Source organism: Actinomyces viscosus, assembly GCF_900637975.1.
GTDB lineage: Bacteria > Actinomycetota > Actinomycetes > Actinomycetales > Actinomycetaceae > Actinomyces > Actinomyces viscosus.
In genome coordinates this window covers 3145928-3172379 of record NZ_LR134477.1, presented here as the reverse complement: position 1 = coordinate 3172379, position 26452 = coordinate 3145928, and the positions used below count along the sequence as shown (strand labels likewise).

The 26452-nt window shown below is 67.2% G+C and carries 20 protein-coding genes and 1 pseudogene; 5 read left to right on the top strand and 16 right to left on the bottom strand.

What is annotated here, in order from left to right; genetic code table 11:
- Positions 1–106: 106 nt before the first annotated feature.
- The 10 genes and pseudogenes from ilvA to EL340_RS13325 form a co-directional block, all read right to left on the bottom strand.
- A complete protein-coding gene (ilvA, locus tag EL340_RS13370) occupies positions 107–1672 on the bottom strand; it encodes a threonine ammonia-lyase, biosynthetic (RefSeq protein ID WP_126415027.1) in 1566 nt (521 codons plus the stop codon).
- 435 nt (positions 1673–2107) lie between these two features.
- Positions 2108–2404 (bottom strand): annotated as a pseudogene (locus EL340_RS15600) (transposase); the annotation flags it as partial.
- Between the two features lie 694 nt (positions 2405–3098).
- Positions 3099–4928: an ABC transporter permease subunit gene (locus tag EL340_RS13360; RefSeq protein ID WP_232023100.1), complete on the bottom strand. Its 1830-nt coding sequence runs from the start codon at positions 4926–4928 to the stop codon at positions 3099–3101.
- Entirely contained in the window at positions 4925–6487 is a 1563-nt protein-coding gene (locus tag EL340_RS13355; RefSeq protein WP_126415026.1) for an ABC transporter substrate-binding protein, read from the bottom strand. The genes EL340_RS13360 and EL340_RS13355 overlap by 4 nt, the downstream gene beginning before the upstream one ends.
- A 69-nt stretch (positions 6488–6556) precedes the next feature.
- Positions 6557–7387: an ABC transporter ATP-binding protein gene (locus tag EL340_RS13350; protein ID WP_126415025.1), complete on the bottom strand. Its 831-nt coding sequence runs from the start codon at positions 7385–7387 to the stop codon at positions 6557–6559.
- Positions 7384–8235: an ATP-binding cassette domain-containing protein gene (locus EL340_RS13345; protein WP_126415024.1), complete on the bottom strand. Its 852-nt coding sequence runs from the start codon at positions 8233–8235 to the stop codon at positions 7384–7386. Before EL340_RS13345 ends, EL340_RS13350 begins: the two co-directional genes overlap by 4 nt.
- Before the next feature lie 216 nt (positions 8236–8451).
- Positions 8452–10338, bottom strand: coding sequence for a dihydroxy-acid dehydratase (ilvD, locus tag EL340_RS13340; protein ID WP_126415023.1), 1887 nt, complete (start codon positions 10336–10338; stop codon positions 8452–8454).
- A gap of 248 nt (positions 10339–10586) precedes the next feature.
- Entirely contained in the window at positions 10587–11051 is a 465-nt protein-coding gene (locus EL340_RS13335; RefSeq protein ID WP_232023099.1) for a DUF2992 family protein, read from the bottom strand.
- An 83-nt stretch (positions 11052–11134) separates the two neighbouring features.
- A complete protein-coding gene (locus EL340_RS13330; RefSeq protein WP_126415021.1) occupies positions 11135–11542 on the bottom strand; it encodes an FKBP-type peptidyl-prolyl cis-trans isomerase in 408 nt (135 codons plus the stop codon).
- Positions 11543–11852: 310 nt separating this feature from the next.
- The gene (locus EL340_RS13325; protein WP_126415020.1) at positions 11853–12797 is read right to left on the bottom strand and encodes a Bax inhibitor-1/YccA family protein; all 945 of its coding nucleotides are present in this window, start codon (positions 12795–12797) and stop codon (positions 11853–11855) included.
- Positions 12798–13298: 501 nt separating this feature from the next.
- On the opposite strand from EL340_RS13325, the gene EL340_RS13320 reads away from it, so the two are divergent.
- The 4 genes from EL340_RS13320 to EL340_RS13305 all read left to right on the top strand — a co-directional run bounded on the left by EL340_RS13320 (position 13299) and on the right by EL340_RS13305 (position 17996).
- On the top strand, positions 13299–14264 hold the full coding sequence (locus EL340_RS13320; RefSeq protein WP_126415019.1) for an ABC transporter ATP-binding protein: 966 nt from the start codon (positions 13299–13301) through the stop codon (positions 14262–14264).
- Positions 14265–14337: 73 nt separating this feature from the next.
- Positions 14338–15237, top strand: coding sequence for a DUF2705 family protein (locus EL340_RS13315; RefSeq protein ID WP_197722316.1), 900 nt, complete (start codon positions 14338–14340; stop codon positions 15235–15237).
- A 360-nt stretch (positions 15238–15597) separates the two neighbouring features.
- A complete protein-coding gene (locus EL340_RS13310) occupies positions 15598–17298 on the top strand; it encodes a sensor histidine kinase (protein WP_232023098.1) in 1701 nt (566 codons plus the stop codon).
- The gene (locus tag EL340_RS13305; protein ID WP_126415017.1) at positions 17280–17996 is read left to right on the top strand and encodes a response regulator; all 717 of its coding nucleotides are present in this window, start codon (positions 17280–17282) and stop codon (positions 17994–17996) included. The genes EL340_RS13310 and EL340_RS13305 overlap by 19 nt, the downstream gene beginning before the upstream one ends.
- A gap of 32 nt (positions 17997–18028) precedes the next feature.
- On the opposite strand, the gene pth is transcribed toward EL340_RS13305, so the two are convergent.
- The 6 genes from pth to EL340_RS13275 form a co-directional block, all read right to left on the bottom strand.
- Positions 18029–18631: an aminoacyl-tRNA hydrolase gene (gene pth, locus EL340_RS13300; protein WP_126415016.1), complete on the bottom strand. Its 603-nt coding sequence runs from the start codon at positions 18629–18631 to the stop codon at positions 18029–18031.
- Between the two features lie 99 nt (positions 18632–18730).
- The gene (locus EL340_RS13295) at positions 18731–19342 is read right to left on the bottom strand and encodes a 50S ribosomal protein L25/general stress protein Ctc (RefSeq protein ID WP_126415517.1); all 612 of its coding nucleotides are present in this window, start codon (positions 19340–19342) and stop codon (positions 18731–18733) included.
- 320 nt (positions 19343–19662) lie between these two features.
- Positions 19663–20625: an IS630 family transposase gene (locus EL340_RS13290; RefSeq protein ID WP_232022928.1), complete on the bottom strand. Its 963-nt coding sequence runs from the start codon at positions 20623–20625 to the stop codon at positions 19663–19665.
- Positions 20626–20889: 264 nt separating this feature from the next.
- On the bottom strand, positions 20890–22101 hold the full coding sequence (locus EL340_RS13285) for a hypothetical protein (RefSeq protein ID WP_126415015.1): 1212 nt from the start codon (positions 22099–22101) through the stop codon (positions 20890–20892).
- A 1441-nt stretch (positions 22102–23542) separates the two neighbouring features.
- Positions 23543–23926, bottom strand: coding sequence for a hypothetical protein (locus tag EL340_RS15595; RefSeq protein WP_232023097.1), 384 nt, complete (start codon positions 23924–23926; stop codon positions 23543–23545).
- A gap of 517 nt (positions 23927–24443) precedes the next feature.
- On the bottom strand, positions 24444–25088 hold the full coding sequence (locus EL340_RS13275) for a TetR/AcrR family transcriptional regulator (RefSeq protein WP_126415014.1): 645 nt from the start codon (positions 25086–25088) through the stop codon (positions 24444–24446).
- A gap of 95 nt (positions 25089–25183) precedes the next feature.
- Here EL340_RS13275 and EL340_RS13270 point away from each other — a divergent pair, with 95 nt between their 5' ends.
- On the top strand, positions 25184–26389 hold the full coding sequence (locus tag EL340_RS13270) for an alpha/beta fold hydrolase (protein WP_126415013.1): 1206 nt from the start codon (positions 25184–25186) through the stop codon (positions 26387–26389).
- The last annotated feature ends 63 nt before the right edge of the window (positions 26390–26452 follow it).

The following is a 26452-nucleotide window of genomic DNA, read 5'->3' as shown; positions in this document are numbered from 1 at the left end:
CGCACTAGAAACAGCGACCCCCTATCTCATGACACCCACCACAGCAGATCGCCGCCAGCACCGAAGCCCACTGGCCGAGACCCCGGGGTCACGAGTTTGTCACGGTTCAGCGGGCCAAGAAGAAGCGGAAGGCGGGGTCGGCGGTCTCCTCGTTGTAGGAGTAGCCGAGCCGGTCCATGTGCTCGGTCAGCTCGACGTCGTCGGGCCCGGCGGCGAAGGCGCACAGGATGCGGCCGTAGTCGGCGCCGTCGGTGCGGTAGTGGAACAGGGTGATGTTCCAGCGCGTGCCCAGCACCTCCAGGAAGTGGACGAGGGCCCCGGGGGACTCTGGGAAGAGGAAGGAGAAGAGGCGCTCGGGCACACCGGGGGTGGCGCGCCCGCCGATCATGGAGCGCACGTGGACCTTGGCGAGCTCGTCGTCGGTGAGGTCGACGACGTCGTAGCCGGCCTCCTCCAGGTCGACCACGATCGCGGCGCGCTCCTGATTGCCGGCGATGCGCACGCCCACGAAGATACGGGCGGGGTCGGTGGCGGCGCGGGCCGCGGAGAGGCGGTAGTTGAACTCGGTGACCGAGCGGGTGCCCAGGATGGAGGCGAAGCGCAGGAAGGAGCCCTGCTCCTCGGGGATGGTGACGCCCAGGATCGCCTCGCGCTGCTCACCGATCTCGGAGCGCTCGGAGATGTAGCGCAGCTGGTGGAAGTTGAGGTTGGCGCCCGAGAGGATGAAGGCCAGGCGCTCGTCGGCCAGGTGGTGCTCGGCGGCGTAGCGCTTGAGGCCGGCCAGGGCCAGGGCGCCCGAGGGCTCGGAGATGGCGCGCACGTCGTCGAAGATGTCGCGCACGGCGGCGGAGGTCTCGTCGGAGGAGACGGTGACGACGTCGTCGAGCAGGGCGCGGCACATGCGGAAGGTCTCCTCGCCGATGCGGCGCACGGCCACTCCCTCGGCGAACAGGCCCACGTGGTGCAGGGTGATGGGCTCGCCGGCGAGCATGGCGGCCTTGAGGCAGGCCGACTCCTCGTGCTCGACGCCGATGACCTTGATCCCGGGCATGAGCTGCTTGATGAGGACGGCGACGCCGGCGGCCAGACCCCCGCCGCCCACGGGCACGAAGACGCGGTCGAGGTGGGCGTCCTGCTGGATGAGCTCCAGGCCGATGGTGCCCTGGCCGGCGATGACGCGGGGGTCGTCGAAGGGGGCGATGAAGGTGCGTCCCTCGGCCTCGGCGAGGCGCTGGGCCTCGGCCTTGGCGGCGTCGAAGTTGTCCCCGTGGAGGCGGACCTCGCCGCCCAGGGCGCGCACGGCGTCGACCTTGATCTGGGGGGTGACCGTGGGCATGACGATGATGGCGCTGACCCCCAGCAGGGCGGCGGAGCGGGCCACGCCCTGGGCGTGGTTTCCGGCCGAGGCGGTGACGACGCCGCGCTCGCGCTCGGCCGGGCCCAGGGAGCGCATGGCGTTGTAGGCGCCGCGGATCTTGAAGGAGTGGACCGACTGGAGGTCCTCGCGCTTGACCTCGACCGTGTTGCCCAGGCGGGCCGACAGGGCGGGCATCTCCTGGAGGGGCGTGTGCTCGGCCGCCTCGTAGACGGGGGCCTTGAGGATCTCCCGCAGGTAGCGGGCGCTGTCCCAGGCCGGGGTTCCGTTAGTGCTGACGCTGTCGAGCTCGTTCACGGGTGACAGCGTAATCGGCGGGGAGCCACCCGGCTCAAGCAGGACTACCGCGCCCGGCGCTCACGAGCGCTCGCGGCCATCGACGACTGCGGTCCGTCACAGGACGTATCTTCTCTTCGCGCCGAGAACCGCCTTCTCTTACGGACCGCTGATCTGCCACCCCAGCGGTCTGCGCGGAAACGCGGTCCCCAGGGGGCAGTACGTCCCGACGGCCACAGGAAACAGTGACGACCCTTATGTACTGCACGACTATGTATTGCACGGCGGTTAGAGGCTACTGGCCGATACATGGGCGTACTCCACGATGGTCGGGGGTTCGTGCAGTGCGGTTAACTGTCCTCCAGTAGGACCCGAGGTTCGTGGAGCAGCCCCTTAGGAACGGCGCATGAGCGGAGGCTGATCCGGCTCCGACCAACTCCGGCCGCCCCAGAGCGCCCCGATCAGTCCATCACAGATGACGAAGAACACGTCGGCCACGCCACGGTTGCGCGGGTCGGTCGGCACGGCCAGCTAGAACTTGGCCGATTCCCCACCGCCCTGGCCGGGCCAGATCCCCAGGATGTTCTTGTGGCCCTCCGGGTCGGCCCCGATCGCCGCATAGAACGGCTGGTTCCCGACCTGGCCGTCACGGCCCTTGACCCCGATCGCGTCGATGAAGATCGCCGCATGGACGCGCTCGAGCGGACGCGCTCACCACGACGGCATCTCCTCGACGATCTTGTCGGTAATCCGGCCTGGCAGCAATTGTGGTCTTAGTGGTTCGTGCGGTCCCTGTTTATGGAGCGCTCATAGCACTGGTGGCGGCTATATTGTGCATCGTCGCAGGTTTCGAAGTTGGAGGCGACAACACTCGTCATTTTAGGAGACAGAACCTCACAGCCTCACACCTGGTTCTTGGTGAGCTTTTGAGTTCTCGAATGGCCCACATAAACTTACTCGCGCTTATCGGTGCTGGAATAGTCATCAACTTATCGCTTCGCCGCCACAGCTCAACCTGGTCTCTCGGTTTCATTTTGGTGGTTTCAAATACTCCTCTAAACTCATATTTTTCTAGAAATCCAAGTAGCTGGCTTATGACCAAGTGTTGTCCTCGAACGTGGTTGTCTTACTGGCGCTTCGGTTTTCAACTCGCCGTATGCCACACAATCTGCATCATCATCGTGACACTTGCGCCGGGCTGGTCGACCACGACTCTCCTCAATCTGGCTGTGACCATGGTTGCTGCTATCGCGGCAGCCGCGACCGCCGCCATCATGGAGATGTTTTGGCCGCACACAAACTGGAAATCGGAGCGCGAAGTGCTCCGCCATCCCCGTAAATACGTTCCCGGGATCACAGCTTTCATCGCAGCGAGTTGCGTGTGGTTTCTCAGTGTTGTCTGACCTGAATCGAATAAGTTAAAAGTGAGTATGCACACTAGAAAAGCTCAGTTCGAGCGGGAGGCGGCGACCGCCGTCACCGACAGCACCACCAGCGCGAGCGCAGGGGCGCTAACCGCCCAGGGAGCGCGCTCGATGTAGGGCAGCGCCTCGGACAGGACCAGGCCCCACTCGGGAGTCGGGGCCTGCGCGCCCAGCCCCAGGAAACCGAGCCCGGCCAGGGCCAGGGCGATACCGGGAAGCCGCAGCGCCGCGTGACGCACCAGCGGAGGAATGACGGCGGGAAGCACCCGGGTCAGCATGATCCGCACGCGCCCCTCCCCCAGGACCGGAGCGATCCCGATGTCGGGACGTTGACGGGCCTCCATGACGAGGGATGCCGCGTGAGAGCCCATCGGAGCCCAACCGACAGTGGCCACGGCGATCACCGCGCCGATCTCGCTGGGACCGGTCACGGCCGCCACGATCAGTCCCGCCAGCACCGGTGGCGCCGCGTTGGCGACCTCGACGAAACCCACCGACGCTCTGGGGAACAGCCCCACCAGCAGCGCGATGACGAAACACACTACCATGACCGCCAAAGCGCTGAGCACGGTGGAGACCGCACCGTGAGCAACCCTGGCCAGCACGTCGCGCCCCAAGGCGTCGGCTCCCAGGGGCAGCGCCGGGCTGGGACGCTCCAAACGGCCTGCGACCGAGACCGTCGGATTGCGCGAGATGCCCGCCAGCACCATGAGCACCAGCGCGGAAGCACCCGCGATCGCCACCATCCGCGCCACCCGGTCCGAGTGCCCGACAGGCGGCGAGGCCGACAACCCGCCGGCGCCGGCCGCCTGTCCCAGCAGGGCGCGACGGACCAGCTCGGCGACGGCGCCCGTGCCCAGAGCCAGTGCCAGCAGCAGGAGGATCCCGGCCTGGAGCACGGGCACGTCCTGGGATATCGCAGCATTGAGCAGGCTGCGGCCGATCCCGGGAATGGCGAAGACCTTCTCCACGGCCACCGCTCCACCGGTCAGGCCGACCACGACCAGCGCCACCTGCCCGATCAGAGGAGTCAGAGCGCGCCGCAGCACCGCGACGGCCATCGCCCGCCCCGACACTCCTGCGGTCGCCCAGGTCGCCACCCAGCGCTCACCGAAGGTGGCGGTGATGGCGTCAGCGGCGAGCCCTCCCAGCAGTCCACCCGCGGGCATGCCCAGAGCCAGAGAGGGCAGCACCATGTTCTCGGGGCCGTTCCAGCCCAGCGGTGGCAGCAGCCTGACGTACACGGCCAGGAACAGGATGAGGATCGGTGCGAGGAGATACTCGGGCAGCGCGGTCAGGATCGCGGCCAAGGCGCCCCCGCTCGGCCGCGACCTGCCCCGAAGACCGTTGCGCAGGGCCGAAGCAGCCAGGGCGCCGCTGATGACGAGGGCCACCAGCAACGTGGTGCCCATGAGACTCAGCGAGACGCCGAACTCCTGCCACGTCGCCGCTCCGGCGTCGATCCCGCTCACCCAGGAGGTGCCCATGTCGCCACGGAGGAGCCCCGCCAGCCAGTGACCAATGGAGCGCAGTGGCCCGCCGTCCAGGCCCAGGCTCCGACGGATGGCGTCCAGAACCTCGGGAGTCGCCTCCCCCTCGGCGGAGGTGGCCCGGAAGATCGACAGCGCCGGGTCCTTGCTGGACAGCCAGGGCAGCATCCCCACCAGAGCCACCAGCGAGGCCAGGGCGACGACGCGCGACGCCGTGGTCACCCCGTCGTAGCGGCTGCGGGCTCGGGCCAAGGCGCGACCGACCCGGCCCCACCACCTCGGCTCCGAGACGGCGTTCGAATCGACACCCGGTACGACGTCTAGAGCGGCGTCGCCGCGACGCCCGGCCGCCGGCCGGCTCACTTGCCCAGCGTGGTGGAGGTGGTGACCAGGGCGCGCTCACGCGGATCGAGCGCGACCCCGGTGAGTTCCTTAGCGTGCCCGACCCGGATCCGCTCGTGGAGGATGGGGACGACGGCGCCGGTGGCCAGAATCGCATGCTCAGCCTCCATCGTGGCCTTCTGGCGCTCCTGACCCGGCTCGGTGACAGCCGCGTTGCTGATGGCCGCGTCCACGGTCCCGTCCTTGAGGAAAGTCAGGGCGTTGGTTCCCGTGGAGGAGTAGTCCGAGGCCATGTAGGCCACCGAGTCACCGGTGTCCAGGACCGTGTTGCGCGACATGAGAAAGGCATCGAATCTCCCCGCCAGGGCATCGGTCTCGATCTGGCTGTAGTCGCGCACGTCTTGAGTGACGGTGAAGCCGATCTGCTCCAGTTGCTGTGCCAGGAGGACAACGGCCTCCGGTAACTCGGGACGGTCGCTGTAGGACCCCAGAGTGATGCTGGTACCCGCGGGCACGGCGGTGGCGGCGGGGAATCCCGGCACCTTCCCCGCCGCAGCCGCACCGGAGGCGCCGGAGTAGACGTCGCGGCCCCAGGCCCGCAGGTCGGCGGCCCAGCTCACCATCGAGCCCAGGAGCCCGGCCGAGGCGTCGGCGTGGCCCTCGTAGACCTTGTCCACAATGTCCTGGGCGTTGATGGCGGCGCAAACCGCGGCTCGCAGACCCGGGTCGGAGAAGACCTTGGAGGTGTTGAGGTAAAGGGTGCAGGCGCGCGAGATGGCGATCTCGTCCACGGCAGCGCTCTGCTCGACGCTGGAGAGCTGGGCGATCGGTATGGCCTCGACCAGGTCGGCATTGCCCGAGATCAGCGAGCTGGCCCGGGTCGATCCCTCGGGGACGAAGGTGACGTCGAGGCCCTCGGCCTTGGCCTTGTCCCCCCAGTACTTGTTGTACCGGTCGAAGGTGGCCGAGGCCTTGCCAGTGATCTTGGTCAGCTTGAAGGCGCCGGTTCCATGGCCCACGGGGTCGACACTCCCGCCGGCGGCGTCAGGATAGGCGGCCGGGGAGAGAATGACCAGCGAGGGACCCGAGAGCCTCATGGGCATGAGCGGGTCGGCAGTCTCGGTCTTGATGACGACGTCCTTGCCCTCGGCGGTGGCGGTGAGCGTGACGCCGTTGAGGACCCGCGGCTGCTTGGGGGCGCTGGCGGTGAAAGTCAGGGAAGAGGCGACGTTCTCCGCACTCAGGACGGTTCCGTCGTGGAAGGTGACCCCATCGCGGATGGTGAAGCGCCATGTGGTGTTGTCCACCCGCGTCCAGGCGGAGGCCAGCAGCCCCTTGGCATTGCCCTCCTCGTCGAGCATGGTCAGGGTCTCGGCGCAGGAGCATCGGGTGAGGGTGAAGGCATCATCGGACAGGGGACTTAGGGCGGCCTTGGGCTCGGAGAACATGACGAGCCGGATACGTCCGCCGGCTTTCGTTCCTTTCGCTCCGAATGAGCAGGCGCCGACCGCGGTGGCGCCAGCGCCGATCCCCAGGGCTGCGAGGACCTGGCGGCGGTTGGGGCTAAGACGAGAGGACATGAGTGCTCCTTCTAGGGCTGGTGGTCGGTGCTACGGTTCGTACAGGGTCTGCGTCAGCCGGGGTCGGGGTCACGGCAGGTTGGGGACCGCGTCGCGCAGGGCGCGCGCGGCGGGGGTCTCGGGCGAGCTCAGCAGCCGGCACATGGGAGCGTCCTCGACCAGCGTGCCGTCGTCCATGACGATGCCGCGGTAGCAGATGCGGGCGACGGCGGCCAGGTCGTGGGACACGACGAGCAGGGCTGGGGCGGGCACGGCGCTGTCACCAGCCAGAGCGGCGTCGTTCTGCTCGTCGGCCTCGGGGGCCGCCTCGATACGGGCGAGGAGCTCGAGGACCTGCCGGCGCAGGGCGGGGTCGAGTCCTGAGACGGGTTCGTCGAGCAGGAGGTAGCGGGGGCGGGGTGCCAGCGCGCGGGCGATGGCCACGCGCTGGGCCTGACCGCCGGAGACCCGGTGCGGCTTGCTGCCCCATATGTCCTCGGGGATCTCGAGCTCGGTCAGGAGCGCACGGGCCCGCTCCTCATGGTCGCTGCGGGAGCCCGGGATCCCGAGGGCGCGCAGCGGCCGGGCGACCTGCTCGATAACGGTACGGGCGGGGTCGAGGCTGGCGGCAGCATCCTGAGGCACGTACTGGACGGTGCGCCGGTAGGGCAGCAGGTCGCGCACGTTGCGGCGGCGCACGACCGGCTGCTCGTCCAGGAGGATCTCACCGCCGTCGTGGGGTCCCAGGTGGTCCAGGAGCAGCAGAGCGCGCAGGAGAGTGGTTTTGCCGCAGCCGGAGCGCCCCAGCAGGGCGACGCTCTGGCCCGGGGGCAGGTCCAGGTCGACGTCGTGGAGGACCTGGCGGTAGCCGTCGAGGTCGGGGTGGGAGCGGGTCAGCCCGCGGACGGACAGGCCCTTCATGCGGCGGCACCGTCAACGGCGTCGTGCAGCTCGACCGCCGCCAGGGCGCCGTCGAGTGTCTCGTCCGCGGCGGCATCGCGCATGGCGGCGGTGACCGGGTGAGCGGGGTTGCTGAGGACCTGCCGGGTCGGCCCGGTCTCGACGACCTTCCCCTCGCTGAGAACGGCGATGGTCTCGCAGATGGTGGCGGCGGGCAGGTCGTGGGTGATGAAGAGGAGGGCGGGGGCCGTGGGCGAGTCGGTGAGGTCGGTCAGCAGCCTGAGGATCCTGGCGCGGGCGATGACGTCGAGCGCCGTGGTCGGCTCGTCGGCAAGGATGAGAGCGGGTTTCCCGGCCAGGGCAAGGGCCAGGCAGGCCCTCTGGCGCTGACCGCCGGAGAGACGCCCGGGCACCCTCGTGCCGACGGCCTCGTCCAGTCCAACCGCGTCGAGCATCTGGGTGGCACGCGCCCTGGCCTCGTCATCAGTGAGTCCGGTGGCAACGGCAGCCAGAGCGACCTGGCGTCCGACGGTGATGAGGGGGTGCAGAGACGCGGTGGGATCCTGAGGAACGAGGGCGATGCGCGATCCACGAGGACGCATGGCTGCGGGCAGGCCGAGCAGGTTGGGTGCGCGGGGCGGAGGAGTTGTCGCACCCGACTCGTCGCGTGGGAGTGAGACGGTGAGACTTCCGGTTGCGGTCAGACCGGGCGGAAGGGTACCGGCCAGGGCGGCGCACGTCAGGGACTTGCCGGCTCCGGAGCAGCCCACAAGCGCAGTGCGGCTGGCGGGGTTCAGGGTGAGGCTCACCTCGTCTACGAGCCTGCGTCTCCCGCTGCTGACGCACAGGGATCTAAGAGCAGTTACCACGAGAAGCACCTTAAGCAGAGATGAGACTCGTTTTCAATTCACCTTTAAGATACTTCCGTTAAATGACGTGAATAAAGCGTGTTCGTCCTCACTGGTTTGCCATGACGCCCTGTCCTCGATCCACAGTCAGCACCGGCCCCGCTCCGAGCGGGACAGCCCTATGCTGTCCCGCTCCCTGCACACCGAATGCTCCGTCATTCCCCGCAGGATCAACGATCACTTGACACCGAGCCGTTTGAGATCACGTACCGCACCCAGGTCGGCGCTGGTGGCGAGCATGGCATAGGCGCGCAGCGCCGCGGAGACCTTGCGGGGTCGGTCCACGTGCGGGGTCCATGCGGCTTCGCCGCGGGCCTCCTCCTCGGCGCGGCGACGTTCGATTTCCTCGTCGCTCAGGCGCACTGAGATGGAGCGGCGCGGGATGTCGATGTCGATGATGTCGCCGCTGCGCACCAGGCCGATGAGTCCACCGGCTGCCGCCTCCGGGGAGACGTGGCCGATGCTCAGGCCCGAGGTGCCCCCGGAGAAGCGCCCGTCGGTGAGCAGAGCGCACTCCTTGCCCAGGTGCATGGACTTGATGTAGGTCGTCGGGTAGAGCATCTCCTGCATGCCGGGGCCGCCGCGCGGGCCCTCGTGGCTGATGATGACGACGTCGCCGGACTTCACCTGCTTGCCGAGGATCCCGGCGACGGCGTCCTCCTGGGACTCGAAGACGACGGCGGTCCCAGAGAAGGTCAGGATCGACTCGTCCACCCCGGCGGTCTTGACGATGCAGCCCTTCTCGGCGATGTTGCCGAACAGGACGGCAAGGCCGCCGTCGGCGGAGTAGGCGTGCTCGACGTCGCGGATGCAGCCGGCGGCGCGGTCGGTGTCAAGGGACTCCCAGCGCGAGGCCTGGGAGAACATCTCGGTGGTGCGCGCGCCGGCGGGGGCGGCGAGGTAGCCGGTGCGGATCCTCTCACTGACCTGGGAGCCGGGGACACCGTCGGGGCCGGGGCGAGCGATGTCATAGGCGGCGAGCTCGTCGCCCAGGGTGGAGCGCAGGACGTTGGAGGTGGAGGTCTCCAGCAGGCCGCCGCGGTCGAGCTCGCCGAGGATGCCGAGGATGCCGCCGGCGCGGTGGACGTCCTCGATGTGGTAGAGGTTCGTCGACGGAGCCACCTTGGCCAGGTGGGGAACCTTGCGCGAGAGGCGGTCGATGTCGGCCATGGTGAAGTCGACCTCGGCCTCCTGGGCGGCGGCCAGCAGGTGCAGGACGGTGTTGGTGGAGCCGCCCATGGCGATGTCCAGGCTCATGGCGTTCTCGAAGGCGGCCTTGGTGGCGATGGAGCGCGGCAGGACGGAGGCGTCGTCGTGCTCGTAGTAGGCGCGGGTGATCTCGACGATCTGGTGGCCGACCCGCTTGAACAGCTCGCCGCGGTCGGCGTGAGTGGCCAGCAGAGTGCCGTTCATGGGCATGGCCAGTCCGAGCGCCTCGGTGAGGCAGTTCATGGAGTTGGCGGTGAACATGCCCGAGCAGGAGCCGCAGGTGGGGCAGGCCAGGCGCTCGATGGCACTGATGGTCTCGTCGGCGACCGTGGGGTCGGCGGCGTCCATCATGGCGTCAATGAGGTCGAGCTTACGGGTGGTGCCATCGGCGGCGGTCATCTTGCCCGACTCCATGGGGCCGCCGGAGATGAAGATGGCCGGGATGTTGAGGCGCATGGCGGCCATGAGCATGCCCGGGGTGATCTTGTCGCAGTTGGAGATGCACACCAGGGCGTCGGCGCAGTGGGCGCTGACCATGTACTCCACGGAGTCGGCGATGAGGTCGCGGCTGGGCAGGGAGTAGAGCATGCCGTCGTGGCCCATGGCGATGCCGTCGTCGACGGCGATCGTGTTGAACTCCTTGGCCAGGCCGCCGGCGGCCTCGATCTCGGTGGCCACGAGGCGGCCGACGTCGCGCAGGCCCACGTGCCCGGGGACGAACTGGGTGAAGGAGTTCGCGATGGCGACGATAGGCTTACCGAAGTCCGAGTCCTTGACGCCCGTGGCCCGCCACAGAGCACGGGCGCCGGCCATGTTGCGGCCGTGTGTGGAGGTAGCGCTGCGATACTGCGGCATGAGCGGTTCCTTTTCGGGCAGGCGGACCGGAACGGCGTCGCAAGGCGCCGGCCTCAGGGGAATGGCCGGCACGTCACGACGCCGTGTTGCCACAGCGTATCCCCAGCCGGCCCCCGGCGCCGCGCCGTACTCTCTCCCTGGGACGTGATACCGCTGACCCCGCGCGGTCCCGTGCCCCTCCCCGGCCTCTATTCCGACGACGGTCGGCAGGGTCTCGAAGGCAATATTTCCGGAACGCTCCTCTTGCGTCATCGGCTGCTGCGGCGGCGCTGGGCCCGCTGACGACGGCGGTCCCAGGCCTCGTCCGACTCCTGGCGGCGGCGTTGGCTCCGGTTGCGGGCCACTCGGGCCGAGATCTCCTCGCGGGCAGCGCCCAGGGCGGCCTGCGCGCCGGTGGAGGGACGCGCTCTGGCGGCCTCCTTGGCCGCCTGCCGAGCGGTGCGCTTGGGGCTGAGCGGACGCGCCGTCGTCGGGAAGTCCGCCGACCTGGATGCCGGAACCGGCGCAGATGCGGCAGCCCGGTCGATGAGGTCGCCGCCGTGGTTCAGGAGGAAGTCGTAGAGCTCGACGTCGCTGAGCTCGGCCCCGACGGCGTCATCCGGACTTCCTCCGGACCGTGCAGTTCGTGCTACCGGGTGTGGCGCGAGCGCGCCGCCCCCCAGAGTATCGCAGCCGCCGCAGCCCTGGGCGCCGCAGCGAGTACGCGTTCGCACGGAAGGCACCATAGACGCACTCCGATGGTGCGCCGAAGGCGCCTACCGTACGAACGCGCGTAGAGCAAGGTGAGGAAGCCGGCTCAGATGACGCCGAGGATCTCCGTGACGAAGACGAGGGTGTCGCCGCCGCGGATGCCGGCCTGCGGGACGCCGCGGTCGCCGTAGCCGAGCTCGGAGGGGATGGACAGCAGGAGGCGCGAGCCCACGCGCTGACCCACGAGGGCGTCGTCCCAGCCGCGGATGACCATGCCGACGCCGACCTGGAAGTTCAGCGGCTGGCCACGGTCGTAGGAGTTGTCGAAGACGTCACCGCCCCAGATCTGCCCCAGGTAGTTGGCCACGATCGTGTCGCCGGCCTCGACCACCTGGCCGTCACCGGCGTCGAGCACCTGGACCTGCAACCCCTCGGGGGCCTTGGCCCCGGGGAAGGTGAGCGTGGGCTTGGCGCCCATGGCGCCCTCAACCGAGGGCATGTTGATGTTGATCATGCGGCGAGCCTACGTGAGGCCTCTGGCCCGACGCCGCCGCGGACCTCGGCCCAGCGCGAACTGTCCGGGCGGGGTCGCCCAGCGTTCTGCGCGGGTCCGCTACAGACCCTGTGCGGGACTGCGCTTCGGGCGGCCCAGGACAGGTGGCAGCAGGTGGCAGCAGGCGACCCTGTCGAGGGGCGCGCGGCGGGTACCCACCGGACACGCAGCCGGGGCCGGGACACATCACCTGGGTGATACGTCCCGGCCCCGGCCGAGAGGATAGCGCGGCCCCGGAGACTCGGAACCGGATCCGGTCGCGCGACTCGAGTCAGTCGCGGAAGTAGCTCAGCAGGCGGAGGAACTCCACGTAGAGCCACACGATGGTGACGACCAGGCCGAAGGCGGCGGCCCAGGCGTAACGCTGGGGCAGTCCGTTGCGGACCCCGTTCTCGATGGACTCGAAGTCGATCGCCAGGAAGAGGGAGGCCAGGACGACTGCGAGAATCCCCAGCGGGATGCCCAGCGGGATCCCCATAACGGTCATGGAGCGCAGGCCCCAGGCCCCGCCGGCCAGGCCGGTCATCGACAGGCCGAGGTTGATGAGGCAGAAGATCGCGTACCCGAGCGTGGCCACGACCACCACTCGGCGGAACCGTCCCTGGACCCGGAAGCCGCCGTAGGAGTACGCGGCGAGCATGGCGCCGAAGGTGGCCAGCGTCGCCAGCACGGCCTGGACGACGATGCCCTCGTAGCGGGCCTCCATGAACCCGGACAGGCCGCCGAGCAGGAGGCCTTCAAAGGCCGCGTAGGCCAGGATGAGGGCCGGGGAAGGGTCCCGCTTGAAAGAATTGACGATTCCCAGGACGAGGCTGCCGAAGATGCCGGCGAGCATCGCCATGCCGCCCAGCGCGGCGGTGGACTCATCGGTGCTGGTCACCAGGTTCCAGGACAGAGCGCCCATGACCAGGATGACGGCGAACATGCCGCCGGTGCGGATGATGACGTCGTCGTAGGTCATGCGGCGCATGTCCGCGTTGGTGGCCGACGGCGCCTGGTACTGGGCCTCCAGGCCGGCCATCTGCTCGGGGCTCACCTGGCCGTAGCCGGTGGCCTGCCCGTACCGGTTTGCGACCTGACTGGTCTGGCCGTACTGCTGGCCGGCCTGGTAGCCGGGCATGGTGGGGTAGCCGTTGGGCGTCCGGGTCGGGGCCGACCCGCCCACCCGGGCGCCCTCCTGGAAGGCGGTGCTACGGCTGAAGAATGGGTTGCTCATGATCCTCTCGTCCTCTCTGAGGGGTCTGGGGCGAACGGTCCGCAGGAACCTCCGCTCACAGCCCGGCCGACCGGTTGAGGGCCGTTACCGGAGACTGTGCTCATTATGCGCACCCCTGGCGTGGTGAGGGAAACCCTTTTCCCTCAGGACGTAGTCCTCAGGGGAGAGATACCCACCCTGTTCGGGTCCTGTTCGGGAGGCGCTGGCGACTTTCTCCGACCGATCGGCTCATCCTCCAGGAGGAGCCGCCTCCCTCTGGCGGCCCGGGCCTGTCCGGTTCCGGGTTCGTCACCCCGGCCGATTCGCCGACGACGGCACGTTCCTAGGCTGGAGCCATCCGGTTGGACCCCGGGAAAACCGGGCCGCTCAGCCGCTGCCAGACACCAGCCATCCCACAGTCCGTCCCACAGTCACCGAACTGCTCGGGCACCTGTCCCGGTGTCCCCATCCCGAACCCGCTCCACCCGCCTCACCAGAGGTCTACGTCGAAGAGGAAGCATCATGATCGAGGCAGCCAATCTCACCAAGCGCTACGGCGACAAGACCGCGGTGGACAACATCTCCTTCACCGTCCAGCCCGGCACCGTCACCGGGTTCTTGGGCCCCAACGGGGCCGGCAAGTCCACCACCATGCGCATGATCATGGGCCTGGACAAGCCCACCGGCGGCACGGTCACCGTCAATGGACGCCCCTACCGCGACCTGCCCGCTCCCCTGTGCGAGGTCGGCGCCCTGCTGGACGCCAAGGGCCTGCACGGGTCGCGCAGTGCCCGCAACCACCTGCGTCAGCTGGCCGCCTCCAACGGCATTCCGGCCAAGCGGGTCGACAAGGTCCTGGAGATCACCGGCCTGACGTCGGTGGCCAAGAAGCGCGTCAAGGGCTTCTCCCTGGGCATGAGCCAGCGCCTGGGCATCGCCGCCGCCCTGCTGGGTGATCCCGGCGTGCTCCTGTTCGACGAGCCCGTCAACGGACTGGACCCCGAGGGCGTCAAGTGGGTGCGCGAGACCTGCCGCCGCCTGGCCGGCGAGGGCCGCACCGTCTTCATCTCCTCCCACCTCATGAGTGAGATGGCCCAGACCGCCGACCAGCTCCTGGTCATCGGCCGCGGCCGCATCCTGTCAGCCGGCCCGGTCGACGACGTCATCGCCTCGGCCACCACCGACCGCGTGCGGGTGGCCTCCCCCCAGGCCGGCCGGCTCGCCGAGCTCATGGCCGCCCGCGATCTGGCCGCCCGCCCCGTGGCCCCCAGCGTCCTGGAGACCACCGCCGCCACCGCCGCCGCCATCGGTGAGCTCGCCGCGCAGGGCGGCGTCGTCCTGCACGAGCTCACCACCATCCACGCCAGCCTCGAGGAGGCGTACCTGACGCTGACCAACGACTCGGTCGAGTACCGCACCGATCCCGCCGGCCAGGCAGCACCTCGGCCATCGGACCAGGCGCCTCAGCAGGGCCTGCCCCGGCACTGAGGCTCGTACTCCGGCAAGCCATCGACCGCCACGCACCCACCATCTCATTCGACTCGCGCCAGAAAGTCCTGTCATGACTGTCACCACCCCTACGCACGCCCCCACCAGCTCCATGCTCCAGACCCCTGCGAACACCTCCGCGCCCACCGTTGTAAGCACCATCCCCCGCCCCACGAACCTGCGCATCCAGGGCCGCCAGACCGTCCTGCGCTCCGTACGCGCGGAGTGGCTCAAGATCTGGACCCTGCGCTCGACCTGGATCATCTGCTTCATCGCCATCACACTGACCGTCCTGTTCGGTGCCGGTATAGCCGCCGCCGTCGGACAGACGGACCAGTACCAGGACATGGCCAAGGACGCCGTCACCGCAGGCCTGAGCTTCGGGCAGATCGTCATCGCGGTCCTGGGAGCCCTCATCATCACCGGCGAGTACTCCTCCGGACAGATCCGCTCCTCCCTGGCCGCCGTCCCCCACCGCGGGCGCATCCTGGTGTCCAAGGCCGTGGTCGTCTCCGTCATCTCCTTCATCCTGGGATCCGTATCCGTCTTCCTGTCCTGGGCGATCTCCAAGCCCTTCCTCGGCGAGCACGCCGGCTCCCTCACCGACTCCCACTACCTGGGCTACATCTGGGGATCGGGCCTGGCCTTCGCCGTTATCACCCTGATGACTCTGGGCATCAGCTTCCTGCTGCGCTCGACCGCCGGTGCCATCACCGTGGTCGTCTCCCTCCTGTTCGTCGTCATCGTCCCCCTCCAGCTCGCAGCCGGCAGGTGGGACTGGGCCAACAAGATCATCGGCTGCCTGCCCAGCACCGTCTCCACGGCCGTCTCCGATCCCTTCCAGCTCTCCACCCAGTGGGGCGGGGAGGGCTCCCAGTTCCTCACCCACGGCCAGGCCATTGCGGTCTTCATCGCCTGGGCGATCGTCCCCCTCATCGCCGCCTGGATCGTCTTCTCCCGGCGCGACGCCTGAGTCGGCGCCCGCCGAAACCGACAGGAGGTCATGACCCATGTCAGTCCCCACACCTCCTTCCTCGGCCTCCTCACCCGCCCCGCCTCGGGAGGATCCCGGTTCTCCCGAGGCGGGGGGGCGTCGGTCCGCTCGGTCCTGACCAACCCGGCTCTTCTGCGAGCCATGGTCCGTTCGTTACCGATGACGACCTCGTCCAGTCACTCGGCCCCCGCCAACGCGCAGAGGCCTCAACCCCGGCCCCAGCGGTCCCGGTCGTCCCAGCCGCTCAAGTTGCCGTCGATGACACCTCCGTGGAATGACACACTGAGCCCTATGCCCAGCCCGCTGCCCACTTCTCAGCCCGGCCGTACAGCCACAAGCATGCCCGAGGACGACGATCCCGAGCTCCGGCCGGAGCCCCGGGGCCTGCTGCGCGCGATCAGTCAGTGGTGCCACGGTCACCCGATGGTCGCGGATGCCCTCATCGCCCTCGGGACCCTCGCCTTCAGCATCCTCATGGGCATCACGGTTCTCTTCCGACATGACAGCCCCGTCAGCGCCTATCCCATCCTGCCACCGGCCTTGAGCTCGCTAACGCTAGCAGGAGCAGCACTGGCCTTGCGTAGACGATTCCCTGTCTGGACGTGGGCCGTCATCCTCTTCATCCCGGAGATCTACCAGTTCGGAGTCATATGGACCTTCGACCTCACGGAGGAACAGCTGTTGTACGCGGCCAGCGGCGTCAGCGGCATGAGCCTGCTGGCTGTCCCCATCACGCTGGGCACCATTGCCTCGCACCGAAAGCCGGCCGTCGCATGGACCGCGGGAGCGGTCTCCCTAGTCACCCTTGCCCTGGATGTCATCCTCACGAGCAACTTGACGCTTGAGCAGTTCCTGCGCAACGCGGCCCTCCTCATACTCCTCCTCAGCGTGGGTATCCTGGTGGGCCTCAATACCCGCTCAGCCCGCCTGCGACTCAAGACTCTGGAGGCCCATTCGGCCCGGATGGCCCTGGCCAGTGAGCAGGCCACACTGCTGGCTGCTGCCGAGGAGCGCAGTCGCATCGCCCGGGAGATGCACGACGTCGTCGCCCACTCCCTGGCCGTCATGATCACCATGGCCGACGGCGCCGCCGCCACCGTGGAGCGCAACCCGGCCACCGCCAAACAGGCCATGGAGACCCTGGCCGAGGCCGGGCGCAACGCTCTGGCCGACACCCGCCGCCTGGTAGGGGTCCTGCGGGAGGACCCCTCGGTCGCAAGCAGCTCCGCCTCCGCCCCAGCCGGCTCGACGAGCTCGGCGTCCTCATCCGGCTCGGGGCGCACCGCAACCTCCCCTGACCGGGTCCCACCGGCACCGCCAACGACTCCTGCCGCCAGTATCACCTCGGAGGTCCCCATGGCCTCCGGCCGGCCGCCCACTGCTGCGCGCCACCTCCGCTGGAACCTGAGAAGAAAGGCCGCATCCCCGGAGCTGTCCATACCCTCAGCGTCCTCGGCGCCGTCGGCCCGAAGCCACGAGGTCCGCGACGTGCCAGTACCCGAGTTCGCACCCCTGGGGACCGTGGCACCCGTCGAGCCCAGCGCTCCCATAGCCAGCCTGCGCCGGCAGGCCACCGACGCTGGAAGCGACCGGTCCCAGGGCGACCTGCCGCTTGCGCCGGCTCCCGAGCAGGCCGACATCACCGGCCTGGTCAAGCGCTTCGAGGCGGCGGGCGTCCCCGTCAGCTACCGGTGGGTCGGTACGGCGCTCCCAGCGGACAAGGCGCTCCAGCTCACGGTGTTCCGCATCGCCCAGGAGGCTTTGACCAACGTGCTGCGCTACGCGCCGACGACGCCGGCCGTCAGCGTCGATGTCGAACGACACATCGGCACCGTGGTCCTCACCGTGGACAACGAGACCGCCCCCGACACACGCCCGGTGCACGGATCCGGCAAGGGACTCATCGGCATGCGCGAGCGCGCATCGGTCTATGGTGGGACCGTACAGGCCGGCCCGACCCCCACGGGCTGGCGAGTCCGCGCGGTCCTGCGCTGGGACGAGCATGACGAAGGGACTTCCTCATGGCACACGCCCCTGTGAGTAACGGCGGGGCCCAGCGGCCCGGCGGGGTCAGCGGCCCGATCAACGTCGTGCTCGCCGACGACCAGGCGCTCATGCGCATGGGCTTCCGCATGGTGCTGGAGGCCGAGGACAACATCAACGTCGTCGGCGAGGCCTCCGACGGGACGTCCGCCCTGGCCCAGGCCAAGGCCCTGCACCCCGACGTCATCCTCATGGACGTGCGCATGCCGGGCATGAACGGCATCGAGGCCACCGAGCTCATCGCCCGGGAGTGCCCGGGCACACGCGTCCTCATCCTGACCACCTTCGACCTGGACGAGTACGCCTTCGCCGGGCTGCGCGCCGGCGCCTCCGGGTTCCTGCTCAAGGACACTCGGCCCGCCGAGCTGGCCGAGGCCATCCGCACCGTGGCCTCCGGGGAGGCGGTCGTCTCGCCACGCATCACCCGGCGAATGCTGGAGATGTTCGCCTCCTCGCTACCGAGCTCGGGCGCGCCGGACCAGGCCGCGGACCCGCGGATCGACTCGCTGACCCCGCGCGAGAAGGAGATCCTGGTGCTCGTGAGCCAGGGCATGTCGAACGCGGAGATCGCCGAGCACCTCGTCGTGTCGGCCACCACCGTCAAGACCCACGTGGGCAACGTACTCGCCAAGCTCGACGTGCGCGACCGCGTCCAGGCCGTCGTCGTCGCCTACGAGACCGGCCTCATGGCCTGACGATCATTGCTGGCGGAGTGGGCAGCGCCCCGTCAGCGGGGGGCGTGCAGGCGCTGCTGGGCGTCGTCGAAGCCGAGGGTGACGACCTGCTCGACGGCGTCGGCGGCCCGCTCCAGGGTGACGCCGAGGTCGGCGCGCTCGCGGCCGGGGAAGTCGGACAGGACGAAGTCGGCAGGGTCCTGGCGGCCCGGCGGGCGGCCGATGCCCACGCGCAGGCGCGCATAGTCCTTGGTGGAGACGGACTTGCTGATGGAGCGCAGGCCGTTGTGGCCGCCCTCGCCGCCGCCACGCTTGAGGCGCAGCTCGTGGGCGGGCAGGTCGAGCTCGTCGTGAATGACGAGCAGGCGGGCGGCGGGGTCGATGCCGTAGTAGGAGACGAGCCCGGCCACGGGGCCGCCGGAGAGGTTCATGAGGACTGAGGGCTCGGCCAGGATGACGCGGGGGCCCGGCGCCCCGCCGGGCATCATGCCCAGCCTCCCCTCGGCCACACGGGCACGGGCCTTCTTGTGGTTGGAGAACCGGGACCCGGTGCGCTCGGCCAGGACGTCGAGCACCATGTAGCCGACGTTGTGGCGGTTGCGGGCGTACCGGGCCCCGGGGTTCCCCAGCCCGACGACGAGCCAGGCCTCACTCATGCGGGCCGCCCCGGGGTGGGCCGGGTGCAGGCGCCGCGCAAGACGCCGAGGGCTCCGGCCGGCGCGTCGTCACGACTGTTCATGCGGGTCACGCGTGGTTCACTCGGCGGCGGCCTCGGCGTCACCCTCGGCGGGGACGGCCTCGGGGACCTCGGAGGCGACCGCGTGCTCGTTGGCCACGTTGACCACGGCGGTCTCGGCGTCGGAGACGGCCTCCAGGCCCTCGGGCAGGGCGATGTCGGCGATGGTCAGGACGGTGCCGGCGGCGACACCGGTGATGTCGACCTCGATGGCCTCGGGCACGGAGACGGCCGGGGCGGAGACCACGATGGTGGCGGCCTCGATCATGTGCATGGTGCCGGGGGCGGCGGTGCCGATGACGGTGACCGGGACCTCGACGTCGACGCGCTCGTTGCGGTTCACCAGGAGGAAGTCGACGTGCTGCACGCCGGGGCGGATGGGGTGGCGCTGCACGTCCTTGGCCAGGGCCAGGAGGGTCTCGCCGCCGTCGATGACCAGCTCGACCAGGGCGTTGTCGTTGTTGCGCAGGGCCAGGCGGGTGGCGTGCTCCTCGAGCAGGAGGTGGCGGGGCTCGGTGCCGTGGCCGTAGACGACGACGGGGACCTGGCCGGCGCGGCGGGCCTGGCGAGCCGAGCCCTTGCCGAACTCGGTGCGGTCCTGACCCTTGAGGGTGATGGCGTTGTTGGCCATGAGGCTCTCCTTGCGGATGAGGCGGGGCCCGGTGCCCCGCGGCTGATGGTGGTCCGGCTGGGCGCGACGACGCGCAGTACCGCCAGGTACCACCACGTCGATCACGGATGCGCGCCTGTGGGGCGCGTCCCTCGCCGGGGCAACGTGGGCAAGACTACGGCATGGGCGCGCCCCGCGAACAGCCGCACCCCCGGTGAGCCGCCCCACCTGGCGGGCCCGTCCCGCGCGCATCGCGTAACCGAGCCGAATCCAACAGTACATACGACAGCGCAGCAGCCCCTACCCGCCAGTTCCACCGCTATAGTGGAGTTTAAACGAGATTATTTTGTGAGTCGGTAGGGGAACTTGTTTGCCTGGATGAAGGTCTCGAATGCTTGTCGGGTTTGGGGGAATGTGGCTCTTTGGTGGTTGCTGATACTGTCCTTTGCTTCTTTCCAGACGTGCTCGATGGGGTTCTCGTCGGGGCTGTAGGCGGGTAGGTTGATCAGGTGGATCCTCTCGAGGTTCTTGATGGTCTTGAGGCTGTTTGTGAGCTTTGCTGAACGGTGCCAGGAGGCGTTGTCCCACACGATGACGATCTTCTTCTTGTCGGGGTGCTTCACGGTCAGGTCGATCAGGGCCTGGGTGATGGTGCCGGTGTCCTGCCAGTCGAGGGTCATCAAGTCGACGGTGCCGTCGGTCTCGTGCAGGAAGCCGATGTAGGACTGGGCCTGGCGGCGGCGGTCGACCTCCAGGCGGGCGGCGTCCCCCCGGCGGATCCACGCCCTGCGCACGATCGCCTCGTGCTCGATACGCACCTCGTCGGCGCACACCACCATCACCTCGGGATCGGACCACTTGCGGACGATCTCGGAACGGATCTGGCTCATGCGCTGGTCAACGTCCGCCTGGGGCGGGCGGCGCTGGTCAACGGTCTGGGGGCGGTGGAAGGACAGGCCCGCCATGTGCAGCAGGAACCGGTAGGAGGCGGCAGAGGCGTACTCCACCTCGAAGTGGTCGTAGACCCAGGCCGCCAGATGGGGCACGTCCCAGAACCCGATGGGCAGGCCCTGCTCCGACGGGGGCCGGGACAGTACCCCGGCCACCTCCTGGCGCTGGGTGGCGGTGAGCCTGGAGGCGTTGAGGTTGCCGGCGTGACCGGTGTGGATTGAGGCCAGGCGGTACCGGTTCCACTCCCGAGCCCAGCTGCGCACCGTCTCGGGCGTGCGCTCGACGACCTGGGCCACGACCGCGGTATCCACACCCTTGGACAGCAGCACGACCGCCTCGGACTTCAAACGCATCAACCTGTAAGGCGCCTGGTGCTTATAGCCCTGCAAAACAGTCCACTCATCATCACTAACCACGACCCTGTCCATCCCAGCATGATATTCCGCCCTCGACCCGAGAGCTCACACGAAACGCCGACAACACAAGAGACGACAACAAAAGAAGCCAGCACCAGCAGCCAAGCACCCCACGAGAAAGAGACACCCCCACATCGGACGCCCCACGAATACCCGATCACCAACCCAACAACAAAACCAGCAACACGAATCTTGTTTTAATCACACTATAACATGTCCGTCGATGTATGGCGGCTCCTCACCCACCTTCCAAGAATAAACCCGCGTTATCGTACCGCTTGTATCAAAGCTCCTGGCCCACCCCAGCTCCTCAAACCTACCATTCACAGCATCAGGTGCACCCGACATTATATCCCTGGCACCCTTATTGAAGTTCCAGCGATCCCTAGCCGTCATCGTTGTCGTCAGAGTGACAGTATCACCATCTACTTTCAACTCTGAATCACTGTAATAAAAATACGAACCAACGGTTTTCTGCCAATTTTCGGTCTCAGGATAGTTCGCATCGGCAGATGACTTCACTCCCGAATGAAAATCCGCAGAAGTATGCCCCTCCTTGACTAACTCATTAGCCGCCGTCAAGCTCTCGTTCATTTCACGGTCCACCTCTCGGCGCACCCCCATATCTTCCCGGTACCCCTTCTCGAAATCGAAATTCTTATCAGTCCCTTTACCGCTCAAGTAATGCTCATACATATCATTGGCGTCCTCACGCCCAGGAGTGGTTTTAGACAAATAAAGCAAGAGATGCCATAAATTCCACGAGTCAAGATCCACACAAGTGAATAGCCACTTGGAATTGTACGGAAAATCGTTGTCAAAATTAATTGTGCGATCAGGAATCTTGCCGACTACGTACCCGTTAGATGTGACATGTGGAGCACTATTCGCTCCAAGAAGAACTGAATTTAATGCCTCACTCCCGTTCAGCAGCGAGGTAGCCTCCACATCAACCAGGTCAATCATGCTGACATGCGAATTGATGACAACCTGAAGAATATTCATTTCGACAAGGTCAAAAGCAACATTACCTCCCACAAGTTGTAGCGGAGAAAGAGACAGCAGCCATACATCCGAGACAATGAAACCTTTGGCAGCCGCAAGATCCGCCATGGATACAGCCTTTTTACATGCCAGCTCCTTGGCTGCTGCGTACCAGTTCAGAAGCTGCGAGTGTTGAATAAGACTCCGTGACAGCCGCCAACCAGAGTTCTCCACCGTCCGAGATCGTTCCGAGAAAGCGCTAGCAGCGACCCCCTGCCACCCTTCGGCAGCCAATGTTCTCACGCCAGATAGGTCCTGACTCGCCTGCTCAAGCGTATGCCCTTGCAATTCCAGACCGCGCGCAGCAGAGAAATACGGGTTGGCATCAAAGGTGCGAGCAGCCGACAGTGTTACAGTCATATCAATCATTCTCCTCGAAGAAGTTGCCTAGCTCTGCTGGCAACAGATGAGTCAGCGTCAGAAAGTAGGGCGACAGCAGCTTTTACTCCAGAGACGAGAGTCTCGATGCCGTCCACAAGCGAAGTCATATCAGTACTGAGCCGGCCGAGCGAGGAGTTGAATGCCTCGGAGAACATTATTGCAGAAGCGTGAAGTGGCACCTCATGGTCTGAGGGAGAGAATGCCAGATCCTCCGCAGTTCGACTCATTCGAGAAGCCGCATGCTCGAGAGCCTCGTATTGAATAACTAAATCATGTGCCACGCAGCACCCCTTTCGTTGGGTAAATTCGTCAGAGGCGACAACCTCTGCTCTAACATAAGAATGCAGGCTGTCGATGTACTAAAACCCAGAAATCATTTTGACGTTTGGGACGACTTCACCACACATTAGATAGCCTCCTTCGCTTCAATCATTACGTCAACCAATGCGGATTCAAACCTGCACACAACACCTCCGCAATTTACATCATTTATGTACGACCCCCTTTTTTCTCAATCACTTTCAGCGGCAGGGATTGCGGCGCTGCCGAGCTGAAGCGCCCACTGCAAGCACATGCCGGAGGCGGCTCTCGCAAAGTTGTGTCCTTCGCAAGATCCAGGGAAACCATGCCGATACATGATGGCCCCGCCCATGGGTAGAACTACCAATTGACCACTCGAGAGGTTTCGCATGGGCACCGCCCTCTCCACCACCCTCAGGCACTTTGCCCCGATATTCTGCGGAAGTGTTGCTCGAAAGTCAGGACTATGACGACTCAGGCAAACAACTTAATCAAATACTCAACGTCGACAGGCTACCTTTGCTCCGTCGCCAATCGGGTTGTCACGACAATGATCCTAGGGGTCGTCGATTCAATCATCATCATATACTTAAGTTTAATGAGATTCCGGATTTCATACCCAACCTCCTGCAACCTACCATAACGAGTTCTCCTCTTTTAATGGTGCATTAAATTAACTGTGAGACTTACTCATAGGATGCGGATGAATATGATTCCGGGAACTGCTGTGATGGCTGTCGGGAAGGTTTGCAGTGGTCTTCTGTAGCCGATGTACAGGACACGCCAGGCCTTGATGTTGGCGATGAGTCTCTCGATCTCGTAGCGGATCTGGCTGGCGGCCCGGTTGCAAGTCTTGTCGCTGGGGTGGAGGGCTAGGCTCGCGGTTTTCTCCTCGGGGAGATCATGCCCAGCCCGATGTAGCCCTTGTCGCCGATATGCAACGGCGCCTTTGCCCCGTCGGGTAGTTCCTGAGGTAGGACGTCGAGCAGGCCGGAGCGGCGCAGCGCCTCGACGAGATCAAGCCCCTCGCGTTCGTAGGGTAGGTCGCGCGGTCGTACCCTCTACCCCTCGAACGCGCGATATAACCTACGACCGCATGGGCAGCAGGCCTGCAGCTGGGCCTGCCGAATCACATGTGCCACTCCTTCGCAATGAGGATCAGGAGGTTGGAGTCGGCGCAGATGACGGCCTGATCGGTTTGGAAGTGGTGCGGCTCAGCAGTATTCGGGTCATCCTGAATCATGTGCTCGACGTCGAGGATCTCTTCAGCCTTCGTCTTCGGGACTGTGGTGAAGGCGTCGTCCTTCGGAACGTACTGGCGCAGGTCGGGATAGATGCCCGGGAGCGGTTCGGCCGGGCCGCTCGAGGCCTCGGCAAGAGCCTGGGCGCTGCCGGGCTCGACGGTCATGACCACGTGAGTCCAGATCGGGCGGTCCTGCGGGGGCAGGAACTCACGCTCCTCCTGCCAGTACTGGGAGACCCAGTGGGCGGAGGAGATACCGATGCCCGGCATGCGTCTTCCAGGGGCCCCATATCGGTCCTGATCTCCAGCTTCTCCGGAACGTACTCGGTGAACTCCGCGAAACGACCGTCTGGCGTCTGCGTCGTCGGGCTTAACCGCCGCTGTCCGCTCCCCGCCGGTACGGCGCATCCGCTCAGTACCAGCGCGACTCCGCCGAGCACGCCCATGCCGACAACGCTGCGCCGCCCGTATCCGGCCATGCTCGCCTCTCCTTCACGCCCGAGCCCCCACCTGCGACCCGAGCTGTCGAGTGACACCACGGGCACAGTAAATGGTACTGGCGGAAGGCGGCCAGAAACCCGCGATCCCCTCGTCAAGCAACGAGCAGTTGTCCCCTTGCTCCAGACAGCACCGCCCATGGTTACCGCAACCGCAGGCAAGACGGCCTTCCACAGGTGTCCTGCGCCGGCTGGACGTCTAGCCCCTCCCTACGCGCGGTCATACCTTACAGCTCGAGGTCGTACCCTCTACCCCTCGAACGCGAGATATAACCTACGAACTCGCGGGGCTACGACAGTCCTGCGGCGGCGAGTGCGCGCCGCACGATGAGTCGGGCGGCGGCGTCGTCAATCTCCTCGCGCCGGAACAGGGCCCGGAAGTAGGTCTGCGCGGCGATCAGCTCGCCGACGGAGACGATGGCGGAGCGGTCGACGTCGTCGTCCAGCTCCCCTCGCGCGACGGCTCGGGTGAAGACCGGCTCGAAGCGCAGCAGGCGGGTGGTCCAGAACTGAGGCCAGTCGACCAGACGCTCAAGAACCTCCGGAGGCACGTCGATGAGGGCGCGCGCCATGGCGGCGCCAAGATCCGTACGCAGGAAGGCGGCCACCGACGTCACCGTTGCACACAGATCCCCCTCGAGGGAGCCGGTGTCGGCGACCTCGATGGCATCCAGGCTCAGGTCCTGGGCCGCGTCGAGGATGAGGACATCGACCCCCAGCCAGCGGCGGTAGATCGAGGAGGCGTTGACCCCGGAGCGCTTGGCGACCTCGGCGATGGCGACCGCCCGGACCCCGCCCTCGTCAAGCAGCTCGACGACGGCGCCGAGCACCGCCCGACGCACGCGCGCGGAGCGTCCCCCGGGGCGCGGACGGGCAGTCCCGTCGGGGCCCCTCACCCCGCCGCTCTTCCCCGTCTCCTCACTGTCCGCCCTCATGCCGTCAGCCTAGGACAGCAGCTTGCGCCGGTGGAGGATCACGCACTACAGTCGCTAAAAGCGATGAAATTGCTTTTAGGGATCAAGGGGACCTCATGGACGTCACGCACTCATTCGACCTGAACGCACCCGCCATCGGCTTCCGCCGACTGAGCGGTAACGCCTTCCTCAACCTGCAGGCCAACCGGTGGCTCGTCAGTGAGCAGGCGGTCGCCGACTTCCTACCGGCCGTCCCGCGCACGACCCGGATCGCCGAGTGGGTACGGACCTACCTGGACCTGGCCGATCGCGCCCAGGAGCAGGGCCATGACCTGGAAGCCGCCTTCTTCGCCCGCGGCGCCGAGTTCTTCATGCAGCCCGGCAACCCGCTCAAGGCCCCGACCCGCCGGAGGTTCGTCTCCTCGCTGCGGAGCTGCTTCGCACTGGATCTCGATCCGGTTCCCTTCGAGGGCGGGTTTCTGCCCGCCTATGAGCTGGTGGCCCCCGGCGCCGCGGTGCCCCCGGCGAGCACCTGGGTCGTCTTCGGCGGCTTCGACTCCTACATCGAGGAGACCTTCCCCGTCCTGGCCGCGGTGGCTCAGCGCGGCCGGAGGGTCATCGCCTTCGAGGGGCCCGGGCAGGGTGGCGCCCTGGAGGCGGACACGGCGCCCGGGCCCACCGGAGGCAGGCGTCTTGCCATGCGCGCCGACTGGGCGGAGCCCCTCTCAGCGGTCCTGGACCACTTCGACGTCGATGAGGCCACGGTCGTCGGCATGTCCCTGGGAGGCGGGCTCGTCATGCACGCCGCCGCCGGCGAGCCGCGGGCCAGGCGCGTCGTCGCCTTCGACGTGCTTGACGACTTCCTGGAGGTCCTGGTCTCCCAGTCGCTTCCGCCGGCGCTGGCACGCGGCGCCGGCCGGGCTCTCTCGCGCCTCGAGCCGCTCATCACCCACGCTCCCACAAGTGTCCTCAACCGGGTGCTGGCCGACAGGGCCCGCCACAGCCTGATGTCCTGGTGGGGCATGTGGCAGGGCATGCACGTGACAGGAGCACAGTCGCCCGCCGAGTTCCTGCGCGCCGCGGCCGCCTTCTCCACGGCCGACGTCTCCCCACGGATCACCGGGGACGTTCTACTGCTGCGAGGAGCCGAGGACGAGTTCGTGCCGCCGCACCAGATGGTTCGCCAGGCCGAGCGCCTCACCGCCGCCCGCTCGGTGACCACCCGCACCTTCACGCGGGCCGAGAGCGCGGCCAGCCACTGCCAGACCGGCAACACGGGTCTCATGGCCCGCACGGTCCTGGCCTGGGAGGAGGGGCTGTAGGGCCGAGCCACCGAGGAGCTCACGACCTCGTGCCTGACGGCTTGAGGTCGCCCGCTCTACCCC